The organism is Alitabrizicola rongguiensis (assembly GCF_021491355.1).
In the GTDB taxonomy this organism is placed as follows: Bacteria; Pseudomonadota; Alphaproteobacteria; order Rhodobacterales; family Rhodobacteraceae; genus Aliitabrizicola; species Aliitabrizicola rongguiensis.
This window is the reverse complement of record NZ_JAKENF010000001.1, coordinates 222,648-235,996: the sequence shown is the minus strand read 5'-3', so window position 1 is coordinate 235,996 and position 13,349 is coordinate 222,648. Positions and strand designations below refer to the sequence as shown.

Annotated in this window: 13 protein-coding genes; 10 read left to right on the top strand and 3 right to left on the bottom strand. The window is 65.8% G+C overall.

Annotation, left to right across the window (positions count from 1 at the left end; all coding sequences use genetic code 11):
- Positions 1-80: 80 nt before the first annotated feature.
- The 7 genes from L0V05_RS01170 to L0V05_RS01140 all read left to right on the top strand — a co-directional run bounded on the left by L0V05_RS01170 (position 81) and on the right by L0V05_RS01140 (position 7,198).
- Positions 81-1,163, top strand: a complete 1,083-nt coding sequence (locus L0V05_RS01170) for a cupin domain-containing protein (protein WP_234867588.1) — start codon at positions 81-83, stop codon at positions 1,161-1,163.
- A gap of 163 nt (positions 1,164-1,326) precedes the next feature.
- On the top strand, positions 1,327-1,719 hold the full coding sequence (locus L0V05_RS01165; protein WP_234867586.1) for a cytidine deaminase: 393 nt from the start codon (positions 1,327-1,329) through the stop codon (positions 1,717-1,719).
- 1 nt (position 1,720) lies between these two features.
- Complete coding sequence (locus L0V05_RS01160) at positions 1,721-3,028, top strand: thymidine phosphorylase (RefSeq protein WP_234867584.1); 1,308 nt, start codon at positions 1,721-1,723, stop codon at positions 3,026-3,028.
- Entirely contained in the window at positions 3,025-4,239 is a 1,215-nt protein-coding gene (locus L0V05_RS01155; RefSeq protein ID WP_234867582.1) for a phosphopentomutase, read from the top strand. The genes L0V05_RS01160 and L0V05_RS01155 overlap by 4 nt, the downstream gene beginning before the upstream one ends.
- Positions 4,236-5,225: an adenosine deaminase gene (locus tag L0V05_RS01150; protein WP_234867579.1), complete on the top strand. Its 990-nt coding sequence runs from the start codon at positions 4,236-4,238 to the stop codon at positions 5,223-5,225. The genes L0V05_RS01155 and L0V05_RS01150 overlap by 4 nt, the downstream gene beginning before the upstream one ends.
- The gene (upp, locus tag L0V05_RS01145) at positions 5,218-5,850 is read left to right on the top strand and encodes a uracil phosphoribosyltransferase (RefSeq protein ID WP_234867577.1); all 633 of its coding nucleotides are present in this window, start codon (positions 5,218-5,220) and stop codon (positions 5,848-5,850) included. The genes L0V05_RS01150 and upp overlap by 8 nt, the downstream gene beginning before the upstream one ends.
- 67 nt (positions 5,851-5,917) lie before the next feature.
- Positions 5,918-7,198: an SPOR domain-containing protein gene (locus L0V05_RS01140; protein WP_234867575.1), complete on the top strand. Its 1,281-nt coding sequence runs from the start codon at positions 5,918-5,920 to the stop codon at positions 7,196-7,198.
- Positions 7,199-7,261: 63 nt separating this feature from the next.
- Here L0V05_RS01140 and L0V05_RS01135 read toward each other — a convergent pair whose 3' ends face one another.
- Complete coding sequence (locus L0V05_RS01135) at positions 7,262-8,290, bottom strand: hypothetical protein (protein WP_234867573.1); 1,029 nt, start codon at positions 8,288-8,290, stop codon at positions 7,262-7,264.
- A 204-nt stretch (positions 8,291-8,494) separates the two neighbouring features.
- Between L0V05_RS01135 and L0V05_RS01130 the strand changes: the two genes are divergently transcribed.
- Positions 8,495-9,439: a DMT family transporter gene (locus L0V05_RS01130; RefSeq protein ID WP_234867571.1), complete on the top strand. Its 945-nt coding sequence runs from the start codon at positions 8,495-8,497 to the stop codon at positions 9,437-9,439.
- Here the strand turns inward: L0V05_RS01130 and L0V05_RS01125 are convergent.
- Together L0V05_RS01125 and L0V05_RS01120 are read right to left on the bottom strand one after the other, a co-directional pair.
- Positions 9,397-9,990, bottom strand: a complete 594-nt coding sequence (locus L0V05_RS01125; protein WP_234867569.1) for a thymidine kinase — start codon at positions 9,988-9,990, stop codon at positions 9,397-9,399. The two genes, L0V05_RS01130 and L0V05_RS01125, sit on opposite strands and share 43 nt — an antisense overlap.
- A 38-nt stretch (positions 9,991-10,028) precedes the next feature.
- Positions 10,029-11,405: a DEAD/DEAH box helicase gene (locus L0V05_RS01120; protein WP_234867567.1), complete on the bottom strand. Its 1,377-nt coding sequence runs from the start codon at positions 11,403-11,405 to the stop codon at positions 10,029-10,031.
- A 447-nt stretch (positions 11,406-11,852) separates the two neighbouring features.
- Here L0V05_RS01120 and L0V05_RS01115 point away from each other — a divergent pair, with 447 nt between their 5' ends.
- On the top strand, positions 11,853-12,947 hold the full coding sequence (locus tag L0V05_RS01115) for a choloylglycine hydrolase family protein (protein ID WP_234867565.1): 1,095 nt from the start codon (positions 11,853-11,855) through the stop codon (positions 12,945-12,947).
- Positions 12,948-13,091: 144 nt separating this feature from the next.
- Positions 13,092-13,319, top strand: coding sequence for a hypothetical protein (locus L0V05_RS01110; protein WP_234867563.1), 228 nt, complete (start codon positions 13,092-13,094; stop codon positions 13,317-13,319).
- The last annotated feature ends 30 nt before the right edge of the window (positions 13,320-13,349 follow it).

Genomic DNA, 13,349 nt, shown 5'->3' with positions numbered 1-13,349 from the left:
TTCCGGATACAGCTTTCGGCCCTCCTTGCAAATCCCAGAATGCCGCACCACTGTCGGCGGCAACCAAAAGGGAGGTGATCATGACCGAAACCCGGGCCGAGATCCGTCTGCCGACGCAAGAGCTGCGCCACGATCTTCCATTCTACATGAAGACGCTCGGTATGCGCCTGGACATGATCTATCCGGCGGACAACCCCGAAGTCGCCGTCTTGTCCGGTCATGGCCTGCGCCTGCGTATCCAGAAGGGCGCACCCGAAGCGCCGGGGACGCTGCGCATCCTCACCGACGACCCGGACAGCATTGCGGAGGGAAAGCGCGAACTCACCGCGCCAAACGGCACCCGGATCGAAATTGACGAGTTGGACCCGCCGTTGGTTCTGCCGCCTACCGAACACGCCTTCGTCGTCCGTCGCCTGGCCGATCAGGCCCCGTGGATCATCGGCCGGGCGGGGATGGAGTATCGCGATCTCGTGCCGTCGCGCCTTGGTGGCGCTGTGATCGCCAGCCATATCCGCGTGCCTGACGGCAAGGTTCCCGACATGGTCCATTTCCACAAGGTCGGCTTCCAGCTGATCTTCTGCATCAAGGGCTGGGTCGACGTGCTTTACGAGGATCAGGGCGGTCTGCGCCGCATCCATGCGGGGGACTGCTTCATTCAGCCGCCTCAGATCCGCCATCGTGTGGTTGAATCGGGTGACGGGATCGAGGTGATCGAGATCGGCGTTCCCGCCGAACATGTCACCGAGATCGACCACGAGATGATCCTGCCGACCCCGCATCTGCGCCCGGATCGCGAATGGGACGGCCAGCGCTTTGTTCACAACATCGGCAAGGAGGGCACCTTCCATCCCTTCCGCCTGCCGGGCTTCGTTGCCCGCGACACCACGATCAACGCCAATACGAGGGGCGTCGCCTCGGTCATGGTCGCCCGTCCGGATGGCGGCGAGACGTGCTGGACCAGCCATGACGGCGATATCCTCTTCACCTTCGTCATGAACGGCGGCATGACGCTGGAAGGTGAGGGGAAGGATCCCTATCGCCTGTCGGCCGGTGACGCCTTTGTCATTCCGCCTGGGATGGCGACACGCTACGCCGATCCAACAGATGATCTCGAACTGCTGGAAGTATCCTTGCCCGGCACATTCGAAACGAAGCGACTCTGATCTTCTTCTGTTCACAAATATCCTGCGGGGGAGCCCCGGATGCAATCCGGGGCCGGGGGTGCAAAACCCCCGTCTACCCCTGACCGCCCGAGCCGTCGGCAGGCATGGCTTGCATCCGCTTCCGCCGCGCCTCACAGTTGGTCAATAATCCGAAGGTGCCCGCATGTCGCTGCTCGAGACCGCCACCGCCGTTCGCGAGAACGCCTATGCCCCCTATTCCCGCTTCAAGGTCGGCGCGGCGATCCGCGCGGCCTCGGGGCAGGTCTATTCGGGGTGCAATGTCGAGAATGTCGCCTATCCCGAAGGCACCTGCGCCGAGGCAGGTGCAATCGCCGCGATGGTTGCCGCCGGCGAGACGGTCATTGCCGAGGTGCTGGTGATCGCCGACAGCCCCGAACCGGTTCCGCCCTGCGGCGGTTGCCGGCAGAAGATCGCGGAATTCGCCGGACAGGACGTGGTCGTCACCCTGTGCACGACCGACGGAAAGTCGCTTGCCATGACGGTGCGCGACCTGTTGCCGGGCCTGTTCACCGCCGCCCATATGGACCGGACGTGACATGGATGCGCGCGCGATCAACATGAAGCTCCGTGAGGGGGAAACCCCCTCGGCCGAGGAGTTGGCGTGGTTTGCGCGCGGTCTTGCCTCGGGCGATGTGACGGATGCACAGGCCGGCGCCTTCGCGATGGCCGTCTGTCTGAAGGGGCTGGGCGAGGCGGGCCGTGTTGCCCTGACCCGCGCCATGCGGGATTCGGGAAAGGTCATGGAATGGGACTTGCCCGGCCCGGTGCTGGACAAGCATTCGACCGGCGGGATCGGTGATTGCGTTTCGCTGCTGCTTGCGCCGGCTCTGGCGGCTTGCGGCGCCTATGTGCCGATGATTTCAGGCAGAGGGCTTGGCCATACCGGGGGGACGCTGGACAAGCTCGAGGCGATCCCGGGCTTCCGCACCGCCATGACCGAGGAGCAACTGCGCCGCCAGATCGACGGGGTGCGCTGCGCCATCGTCTCGGCCTCGGCCGAAATCGCGCCGGCCGACCGCCGGCTTTACCTGATCCGCGATGTGACCGGCACGGTCGAAAGCGTCGACCTCATCACCGCCTCGATCCTGTCGAAGAAGCTGGCCGCGGGGCTGGAGGGGCTGGTGCTGGACGTCAAGGCGGGTTCCGGCGCCTTCATGAAGGCGCTGGACGAGGCCGAGGTTCTGGCGCGTGCGCTGGTCTCCACCGCGCAGGGCGCGGGCTGCATGACAACCGCGCTTATCACCGACATGAACCAGCCCCTTGCAACGGCGGCCGGCAACGCGCTCGAGGTGATCGAGGTGATGGAGACGCTGACCGGCACCTCGGTCAATGCCGCGCTGTGGGACCTGACGGCGGCCCTGGGTGGCGAGGCCTTGGCGCTTGGTGGTCTGGCGGCTGATCCCGAGGATGGCGCAGGCCGCATCGCGCAGGCTTTGGAAAGCGGGCAGGCGGCGGATTACTTCGGCCGGATGGTCGCGGCGCAGGGCGGGCCGGCTGATTTTGTTGACCGCTGGCCCGATCGGCTGCCCTCGGCCCCGGTGCAACGCGAGGTGCCTTGCCCACGCGATGGGTTTGTCGCGGCGGTGGATGGCCAGGCGCTCGGACAGGCGGTGGTGCATCTGGGCGGCGGACGGCTTCGCGAGGGCGACAAGGTCAACCCTTCGGTAGGTCTGTCCGACATGGCGGGGCTGGGCGAAGAGGTGGGCGAGGGTCTGCCGCTCGCAATCGTCCACGCGGCCAGCGAGGCAGATGCCGAACTGGCAGTCCGGAGCGTGCTTTCCGCCTACAGGATGGCCAACACCGCGCCAAAGGAACCACCGCTCGTTCACAAGAGGATCGCATGACGCCTTCGTCAAGCGCGCCCCGCGCCTTCCTCATCGTGATGGACTCGGTCGGCTGCGGCGGGGCGCCCGATGCCGCTCTCTTTGGCGACGAAGGTGCCAATACGCTTGGACATATCGCCGAGGCCTGTGCTGCGGGGCGGGCCGAAGAGGGGCGCAGCGGGCCCCTGCAGATGCCGGTTCTTGATGGCCTGGGTCTAGGGGCGGCAATCGGGCTGTCGACGGGTCTCGTCCCCCCTGGGCTGGGGGCGGCGCAGAAGGGCAGGTGGGGAGCGGCCAGCGAGGTCTCGAAGGGCAAGGACACGCCTTCGGGCCATTGGGAACTTGCAGGCGTGCCGGTTCCCTGGGACTGGACCTATTTCCCCGACACGCGCCCCGCCTTTTCCGAAAGCCTGGTTGCCGAGGTCTGCAGGCGGGCGAGAACGGCGGGCATTCTTGGCAATTGCCATGCCTCCGGCGTGCCCATCATCGAGGCGCTTGGCGAAGAGCACATGCGAACGGGCTGGCCGATCTGTTACACCTCGGCGGACTCGGTCTTTCAGATCGCGGCGCATGAAGAAACCTTCGGTCTCGACCGCCTCTTGACGCTTTGTGCCGAGATGGCGCCGACCCTGCACGCGATGAAAGTCGGCCGGGTGATCGCGCGGCCGTTCGTGGGCAAGCCCGGCAGTTTCCAACGCACAGCCAACCGGCATGACTATGCCATCGCGCCTCCTGCGCCGACGCTCCTTGATTGGGTGGCGGAGGCGGGGCGGGCGACCCATGCGATCGGCAAGATCGGCGATATCTTTTCGATGCGGGGCATCGGCGCGTTGCACAAGGGCAAGTCGGATTCCGATCTTTTCGATCATCTCGACCGCCTCATCGGCGATGCAGAGCCCGGTTCCTTGACCTTCGCGAACTTCGTCGAGTTTGACAGCCTCTATGGCCACCGGCGTGACGTTTCGGGCTATGCCCGCGCGCTGGAATGGTTCGACGGCCGGGCTGGAGGCTTTCTTGCGGGCTTGCGCCCCGGTGATCTGGCGATCTTCACAGCCGATCATGGCAACGACCCGACCTGGACCGGCACCGATCACACGCGCGAACGCGTGCCGGTGATCTGCGCAGGTGCGGGATCGGGCGGGATCGGGCTTGTCGCCTTCACCGATGTCGCGGCCAGCATCGCGTCTCATCTCGGGATTCCGGCGCAGGGGCCGGGGCGGAGTTTCCTGTGACCCGCGACCTGCCGAAAGTCGAATTGCACCTGCACCTGGAAGGTGCCGCTCCGCCGGCCTTCATCCGGGGGCTCGCGCGCGAAAAGCACATGGACCTTTCGGGGCTCTTTACCGAAGACGGTGGGTACCGCTTCACCGACTTCTGGGATTTCCTGAAGGTCTACGAGGCCGCAACCTCGACCCTGAAGACGCCCGAGGATTACGGCCGTCTGACCAAAGCCGTTCTGGAGGAAAGTGCGGCAAACGGTGTGGTCTATTCCGAAACCTTCCTCTCTCCGGACTTCTGCGGTGGTCGTGATGTGGGTGCCTGGCGGGAATACCTGCATGCCATCCGCGAAGCGGCGGACAAGGCGGAGCGCGATGACGGGATCACCCTGCGCGGCATCATCACCTGCATCCGTCATTTCGGCCCCGAGAAGGCAAAGCAGACCGCCCTTTGCGCGGCCGAGACGGCGGGTGACTGGATCGTCGGCTTTGGAATTGCGGGGGATGAGAAGGTCGGAAAACCCAGGGATTTCCTGTGGTCCTTCGATTGCGCGCGCGAGGCCGGGCTGCGCATCACCGCCCATGCCGGAGAATGGGGCGGGCCGGACTCGGTGCGCGACACGCTCAAGGATCTCAACCCCGAGCGCATCGGTCATGGTGTGCGCGCCATAGAAGACATGGCACTGGTCGACGAACTGGCTCAGCGCGGCACGGTGCTGGAGGTCTGCCCCGGGTCGAACATGGCGCTTGGCCTGTTCCCTACATGGCGCAAGCATCCGATCGGCACGATGTTCGACCGGGGCGTGAAGGTCACGATCTCGACTGACGATCCGCCTTTCTTCCACACCACCATGATGCGCGAATATGACCGTCTGGCCGAGGCCTTTGACTGGGACGAAGGCGTATTCCGCCAGATCGCCCGAACCTCGCTCGATGCCGCCTTCTGCGACGAGGCGACGCGCGCCCGCATAGCCAAGAGACTGGAGCCCGAGAATGCTTGAACATCTGACCGTCGTCACCCATCCGCTGGTGCAGCACAAGCTCAGCATCATGCGCGACAAGGAAACCTCGACCGCCTCCTTCCGCCGGCTTTTGCGCGAAATCAGCCTGCTTCTGGCCTATGAGGTGACGCGCGAACTGCCGATGACGACGCAGCGGATCGAGACCCCGCTCGAGGCGATGGATGCGCCGTCGATCGAGGGCAAGAAACTGGCGCTGATCTCGATCCTGCGGGCGGGCAACGGGCTTCTGGACGGAATCCTGGAACTGATCCCGGCGGCCCGCGTGGGCTTCATCGGGCTCTACCGCGATCCCCAGACGCTGCAGCCGGTCCAGTATTACTGCAAGCTGCCCGACCACCTGGAAGAGCGGGTCTCGATCGTCGTCGATCCGATGCTGGCGACGGGCAACTCCTCGGCAGCAGCGGTGGACCTTCTGAAGAAGGCGGGGGCGAAGGATATCCGCTTTCTGTGCCTTCTTGCCGCGCCAGAAGGCATCAAGCGGATGAAAGAAGCGCATCCCGACGTGCCGATCGTCACAGCAGCTGTGGACAGCCACCTCAATGACCATGGATATATTGTTCCTGGCCTAGGGGATGCGGGTGATCGCATGTTCGGTACGAAATAAAGCGTTTCGCTCTTTACACCGAATCACCGATTCGGCATGATTCGCCCTAACCACAAGGGTGATTTCCATGCTGTCCAGACTTGTTCCTGCCGCGGCCATCGCGGCCCTGTGCGGAGCTTTGTCCGCAGCCCAGGCGCAGGGGGTGCGCGAGTTCGCAACCCCTCTCGAAACGCCTCCGGCGAGCTTCAAGGGTCAGCAATATGTCGATGGCCGGGGATGCGTCTACATCCGTGCCGGGATCGACGGGCAGACCGCCTGGGTGCCCCGCGTCGGCGCCGATCGCAAGGTGCTCTGCGGCTATCCACCGACCTTCGGCAAGGTGGCCGAGGCCCCCGCTCCGGCCGCTCCGGCCGCCGCTGTGGTCGCCCCTGCGCCTGTCGCTGCTGCGCCGGCAGCTACGACCACAGCTGCTCCTGCCGCCGCACCCGTCCGAGTAGCCGAGACCGCTGCGGCCGCTCCGGCAAACTCCCAAGGCTACGTCGACACCCCGCGCGCCACGGGGACGCCTGGCCAGGTCGCTTGCCCCGAGCGCGCGCCTTACGCCGAGCGTTTGCCGCTTCGTGGCGGCGGCACGATCCTTCTCTGTCTTTCGCGTCCGGGTCTGCTCGACGAAAAATCGGTCGTCCTGGGCAGCGTCGCCACCCCCGCGACAAGCGAGAACACGGTGCTGGCTTGCCCCTCTACGGCACCGGTTGCGCAGCGGGTGCCGCAAAAAGGGGGCGGCTCTGCCCTGCTATGCACGGTGGGCGACGGCCGCACGGCGGGACTGGCGCTTCCCCGGGTGAAGTCGGCGCCGGCTGCAGCCCCGGCGCGCGCTCTGGCGATCGATATCCCGGCTCCGACCCCGGATCCGCGGCTCATCAATCCGATCATTCCACCGGGCTACAAGCTTGCCTGGAGCGACGGGCGGCTTAATCCATATCGCGGCCAGGGCACGATGGCCGGCCAGCAGGCGCAGGACCGGATCTGGACGCGCACCGTTCCGGCCAACCTTGTAAAGTGGGAACCGACCCAGACCGTGGAGGTTGCGGCGGTTCAGAAGCCGGCGCGCGCTACCCGACCGGCAGCCCCGGCCCTTGTCATCTCGACCAAGTCGCCCAGCCCGAAGGCGGCAACGCCTGGCCGGAGTTTCGTTCAGGTGGGCAGCTTCGGCCAGCCGTCCAACGCCGACGCGGCACGGCTGAAGATCTCAGCTCTGGGCATGCCGGTCGCGAGCAGCCGCATGGCAAGCGGTGGGCGCGCGCTTCAGGTGGTTTTTGCCGGCCCGTTCGATGATCCCGCACTGGCGCGAAACGCGCTTGCCTCGCTGCGCCGCGCAGGCTTCCCCGACGCAATACTCAAGCAATAACCGGTCGAGCAGGGCCAGGGGCGCTCCTTCACTCTTGTGGAGGGGCGCCCGACAATTTGGGGATCAGCCTTTCTGGTCCTGGCAGATGGATTGCAACTGCACCCAGTCGGCATCGGGCAGGATCGGCACGGCAGCGGCGCCCCGCAGCGGGTCGGCCTCGATCAGTGGCAGCGTCGTTTCGCCGGAAGGATCCACGGCATAGGCATAAGGGGTAGAGGGCACGCTCGCCTCGCGGAAGGCGGCCAGAAGTGCTTCGTCATCCACCGGCGCTGGCGGGAGAACCAGCAGGTTTTCGGCATAGCCGGTCAGGGCGCCGGGGGGCAGGCGGCCAGACGTCAGCAGACGCACAGTTGCCAGAAGCCCGGCCTGCTGCAAGACCGGAATCAGTGGATCGGACTGCTCGGCACGTGCCTTTTCAGCGATGGCATAGCCTGCAGCAACTTCGGGACCGTCGAGCGGTTCCACGAGTTTGCTGGACAGCAGGATCAGCCCTCCAGGCAGGTGGGCCGAAGGCGTAAGCCCGTCGCGCAGGATCAGGATCTGGCCACCGTGCTGGCCCAACACACGCTCTGACAGCATCATGGCAGCCGCCAGCCCGGCGGGGTTGGCGCAAGGCACGCCGGTCAGGCGCGTCAGGTCGGCCAGCGCCATCCGACCGATCTCGGCCCGCGTCGCCTCGGGCACCAGTGCCGCTGTTTGCGATATCAGTGCCGAGGGTAGCCAGAAGACCGCAAGCAGCAACCCGATGGCAATACCGCCGCCAAGCAAGGTGGCGCGCAACCTGCCCGGGCGGGCGCGGGCCTTCTCGATCGCGCCACGCACCGTCTCGATCGCGCCAACCATCAGCGCATCGTCGATCTCGAGCGTTTCGGTGGCTTCGGGGTCGGCCGCATAAAGCGCGGGCATGGATCCGGAATTGAGCCGGACCAGTGCCGGAAGCGACCAATGAGTAATGGCGGTTCCCGTCTTCGGATCGCTGAGAACAAGCGATGCGTCGCCAAAGTTCACCACCACCTCGCGCCGTTGCGCATCCGGGCTGTCCCGCCAGAGGCCAGTACTTTCCAGCTTCTCGTATTTCTTGAGGGCCGTCATGGGCGGCGCATGCGCTTTCGTCCTTGAAATCTACGGCTGAGAGTAGCCGAGGGCCCAGTGTCCTACAACAGGTTGTGGTAGCTCCGACACCCGCGGGACTGTCTCATGCGGCAAATGTCGGCGCCTCCGCCTTGGCAGGTCGGTTTCAGCCACGCCCGCTGCCTTGGGCCGCGGCAAGATTGCCGGAAGAGGAGACCTGATCCAATGCAGCAGGCTGACCGCACCCTGGCCGCAGCCGGCCTGATCCTGATCTACGCCCTGACGATTGGCTTTACGGACAATTTCGTTCGCGTCATCGCGGTGGATGGCGGGCTCTGGCAGTTTCATCTGACGCGTTCGGTGATGGCCATCGGCCTGCTTCTGGTCGCGACGCCGCTACTGAAGCTGAACCTCAGGCCGTTGCGGCCCGGCGCCGTCGCGGCGCGCAGCGCGGTCCATGGGTTCGCGATGCTGGTCTATTTCGGCAGTCTGGCCTTCTTCCCCGTGGCAGTCGTCGCGGCAGGCCTCTTCACCGCGCCGATCTTCGTTCTGCTCATCTCGCACTTCGCCTATGGCCATCGCATCGGCCCGTGGCGCATTCTTGCGGTGGCGCTTGGCTTTGTCGGCGCGCTTCTGGTGCTGGGCCCGGCCGCCGTGGGCGGGGCCTCCATCGCGGCGCTTATGCCGATTGCTGCCGGCTTGCTCTATGCGATCGGCAACATCGCGACCCGCGAATGGTGCGAGGGTGAGCGGCCCGAGGTGCTTCTGGCAGGGTTCTTCCTGGCGCTTGGCCTGCTGGGAATGGTCGGGCTGGCAGTCTTTGCCCTGCTCGATCCCATCGAGGCCGAAGGCCCGGCCTCCTTCGTTTTGCGCGGCTGGGCCATGCCGACAGCCCGCTTCCTGTTCTGGACTTTCGTACAGGCGGCCGGATCGCTGATCGCCGTAGGGATGATGATCCGCGCCTACCAGATTGCCGAGGCAAGCCGGGTCAGCGTGTTCGAGTATGTGATCCTGCCCTGCTCTGCCCTCTGGGGCTGGCTGCTTTGGGGTGAAGTGCTGTCGTTGCGCGCACTCATCGGAATGGCCCTGATCTTTGCGGCTGGCCTGGTGATCGCGCTCAGGGCGGTTCAGCCCGGCGTCGAGCCATCGCCGACCGCCTCGCGCCAGTGACGGCGGCAAAGGCTTTCATAGGTCTCGTTTCCGCCGATCTGCACCTGCGCCCCGTCCCTTTGCGCCCGGCCGTCCGACCCCTTGCGCACCACCATTGTGGCCTTCTTGCCGCAATGGCAGATCGTCCGCACTTCGCGCATCTCGTCGGACAGGGCGAGCAGCGCGGCAGAGCCGGGGAACAGCTCGCCGCGGAAATCCACACGCAAGCCGTAGCACATGACTGGCACGTTTAGGTCATCGACCACCCGTGCGAGTTGCCAGACCTGGTCCTGCGACAAGAACTGCGCCTCGTCGAGGAAGATGCACGCGACCGGACCCTTGTCGAGGCGACGGGCGATCTTGGCAAAAAGGTCCTCGCCCGGGGCGAAGGTGTCGGCCGCGTCGCCAATGCCGATCCGGCTGGCGATTCGTCCCTCACCCGCTCTGTGGTCGAGTTCGGCGGTGATGAGATAGGTCTCCATTCCGCGTTCGCGGTAGTTGTAGGAGGCCTGAAGCAGCAGGGTCGATTTCCCCGCGTTCATTGTCGAGTAGTGGAAATAGAGCTTGGCCATGCCGTCCTGTAGCCGAGGGCGGCATGGCCATCAAGCGATCAGCGTTTGGCCGATCCGGTGCCAGTCTTGCGTCCGCCCTCGAAGCGCCGCGGAGCGGCAGTGCCGCCGGGCTGAGCCGGTCGCGCGCCGGCATGGGCAGGCTTCTGCCCCGCCGGTTTTTGGCCACCCGGTTTCTGGCCGCCGGGCTTTTGCCCGTGCTGCGGGCGGCCGCCGCCAGTCGTGCGGGCGATCTTCTGCGCGGATTTTCCCATGACTTTCACAGGTTTCGGCGCTGCTGCTCCTTCGGCCCACGGCGCCCCGCCGATCACCGGGATCGCGGCCTTCATCGTCTTTTCGATGGCGCGCAGTTCGTCCATCTCGGCAGGCGCACAGAAGGCGACGGCCGTTCCCTGCGCCCCGGCGCGGGCGGTGCGGCCGATGCGGTGGACGTAGTTCTCGGGCACGTTCGGCATGTCGTAGTTGTAGACATGGCGGACCGTCGGGATGTCGATGCCGCGCGCCGCGACGTCGGTGGCAACCAGCACGTCAAGCTCGCCGCCGCGGAACTCTTTCAGCGTGCGCTCGCGGTGGTTCTGGCTCTTGTTGCCGTGGATGGAGCCAGCCTTGAAGCCCCAGCTCACCAGCAGTTTCATCAGTTTCTCCGAGCCGTGCTTGGTGCGGCCAAAGACCAGCGCCTGTTCGCCCGGATGCTTCAGAAGGTAGGATTCCAGAAGCTTCGCCTTGTCACCCTGCGGGGTGAAGTGGACGCCCTGGACGATCTTCTCGATCGGTTTGCCAGGCGGGGCGACCTCGACGCGGACCGGGTCGCGCAGGTAGGTGTCGGCCACTTCCTCGATCAGCTTCGGCATGGTGGCCGAGAAGAGGAGCGTCTGGCGCTTGTGCGGCAGGTGCTTGGCGATCCGGCGCAGCGAATGGATGAAGCCCATGTCGAGCATGTGGTCGGCCTCGTCGAGGACGAGGTAGCCGGTGTTGACCAGCGTCAGGGCATTCTGTTCCAGCAAGTCGATCAGCCGACCCGGCGTCGCGACAAGGATGTCGGACCCGCGGGCGAGCCGCTCGGCCTGGCGGTTGAGCGAGGCGCCACCGACGACGGTGGTGACCTTGACCGCCGTGCCCTTGGTGAAAAGCTCAAGGTTTTCGGCGATTTGCAGGACAAGCTCGCGGGTCGGCGCCAGGATCAGCGCACGCACGGTGCGGGGCTGCGGCGGGTGGCCGATGTCGAGGATGCGGTGCAGGAGCGGCAGGCCGAAGGCCGCCGTCTTGCCTGTGCCGGTCTGGGCCAGCCCCATCAGGTCGCGGCCCTTCATCACGTGGGGGATCGCGGCGACCTGGATCGGGGTCGGCTGGGTGAAGTTGGTCTTCTCGAGCGCTTTCAGCAGCTTGGGCGAAAGGCCGAGATCGGTGAAGCTGGTCATGTCTTTTCTTTCGGACAGGCGGACTTTGTCCGCCGAATGGGGTTCGGGCCGCAGGAGATGCGGCAGGCGAGAGGGCCGGTCGAAGTGTTTCGACCGTGGCGCCCCTGCGTGATGGTGGGAACCTTGCGATGTCTCCGGCCCTGGCCCCTTCGGCATCCGATGGATGCGGCAGAAAACGGCGGCTGCTCACGCGGCAGCGGGCGCTGGATGAGGGGGAGATGATGCCTCACACCCGATAAGTCAAGCATTCGATGCGAACCCGCAGCGAAAGAGCGCTCGCCCCTGCGACAAGGTGCGTCATCCGCGGCCAGCTTTTTTTCGATGGCTGGACACAAGAAAGCCTTCAAGCTCTGGTTGTAGGACGATGTCCCGCCGCCACACCTTCGGGAGGGAAGGGCGGCATAGCGCCAGGCCGGGCCAGTCGGCCGAAACACAAGGATACCACCGATGCTGAAATCCCTGCTGTCCGCCGTTTCCCTGATCGCCACCGTCAACGCGGGTCTCGCCTGTACCGCGGTCGATATCGTTGCCGGAGACAAGACCGTCATCGCCGGGCGGACGATGGAATGGGCCTTTGACATGAAATGGGCGCTGGTCAGCCAGCCCAAGGGCACCGAACTGAGCCTGACCGCGCCGCCTTCGACCGGCCTGCCGGCCAAGACCGAGGCGACGAAATACGCGGTGGTCGGCGTCAGCGCCGGGATCATCCCGGGCGGCGCGCTGCTGGAAGGGCAGAACTCCGAAGGGCTGGGGATGAGTGCGAACTTTCTGCCCGGCTTCACCGAGTACCAGACGGTGACGAAGGACGACACCGACTATGTCTCGATCCTCGGCTTCGGCTCTTGGGCGCTTGGCAACCATGCGACGGTCGCTGAGCTTCGGGCGGCGTTGCCCAGGATCAAGGTCTGGGCCGATCCGTCGCTGCCGAGCGGGCCGACGCCGCCCACGATCCACATGATCTTCACCGATCGCTCGGGCGACGGGATGGTCGTCGAGTATGTCGGGGGCGAGTTACAGATCCACGACAACGTCGCCCATGTGCTGACCAACGCACCGACCTATGACTGGCACCTCCTGAACGCGCGCAACTACCTGAACCTGTCGACGGTCGGCGTGCAGTCGGTCAACATCGGCAACGTCAACGTAACCGCCCTCGGGCAGGGCGGCGGGATGATGGGGCTGCCGGGCGACTACACGCCGCCCTCGCGCTTCATCCGCGCGGCCTTCCTGCGCCACAACATCACCCCGCCTGCGACCGGCGACGACGCGATCCAAGCGATCGACCATATCCTGAACACCGTCGACATCCCGCTTGGCATCGCGCAGAGCAAGGATGGCGACCAGGTGGTGTCGGACTACACCCAATGGGTGTCGATCAAGGACCTGACCCACAACCGCCTGCTGATCTCGGACTACGCGCACCGGACGAGCTTCCTGACCATCGACCTCGACAAGGTCTTTGCCTCGGGCAAGGCAAGTTCGGTGCTGGTCACGGACCTGCCCTATCCCGGGGCGGAGGCAATCGGGGCCTTCGGGAACTGAAACGCCCTTCTGACCCTGATGGGCCGGCCTTGGTCAAGCGCCGCGCCCCCATTGGCGCGCGGGGTCAAGCTGCGGCACCGGCGCGCTGGATCGCTCGGGTGGGCGTGGTAGGCTGGGAGGAACGCAAGGACACAGGGGGAGACGATGCGGGCATCTGTCGGGGCAGTGGCCGGTCTGGGGCTGTTGCTTGTGACGGGCTGTTCGCAGCCCCTCGCGCCGGACGCAGGCGGCGCCCTGCCGCCGCCGGGTGCGGCGAGCCTCTCCGCCCCGCCGGCGGGAACGAACACCGCGGCCAACTATGCACAGGACATCAAGGCCGATCCCTCGATGCAGGAGGCGTGTCGGACGGGTGTGATGGGGAGGTGTCCGTAGGGGATATGAGTTTGAGAGAGACGTTCGCGG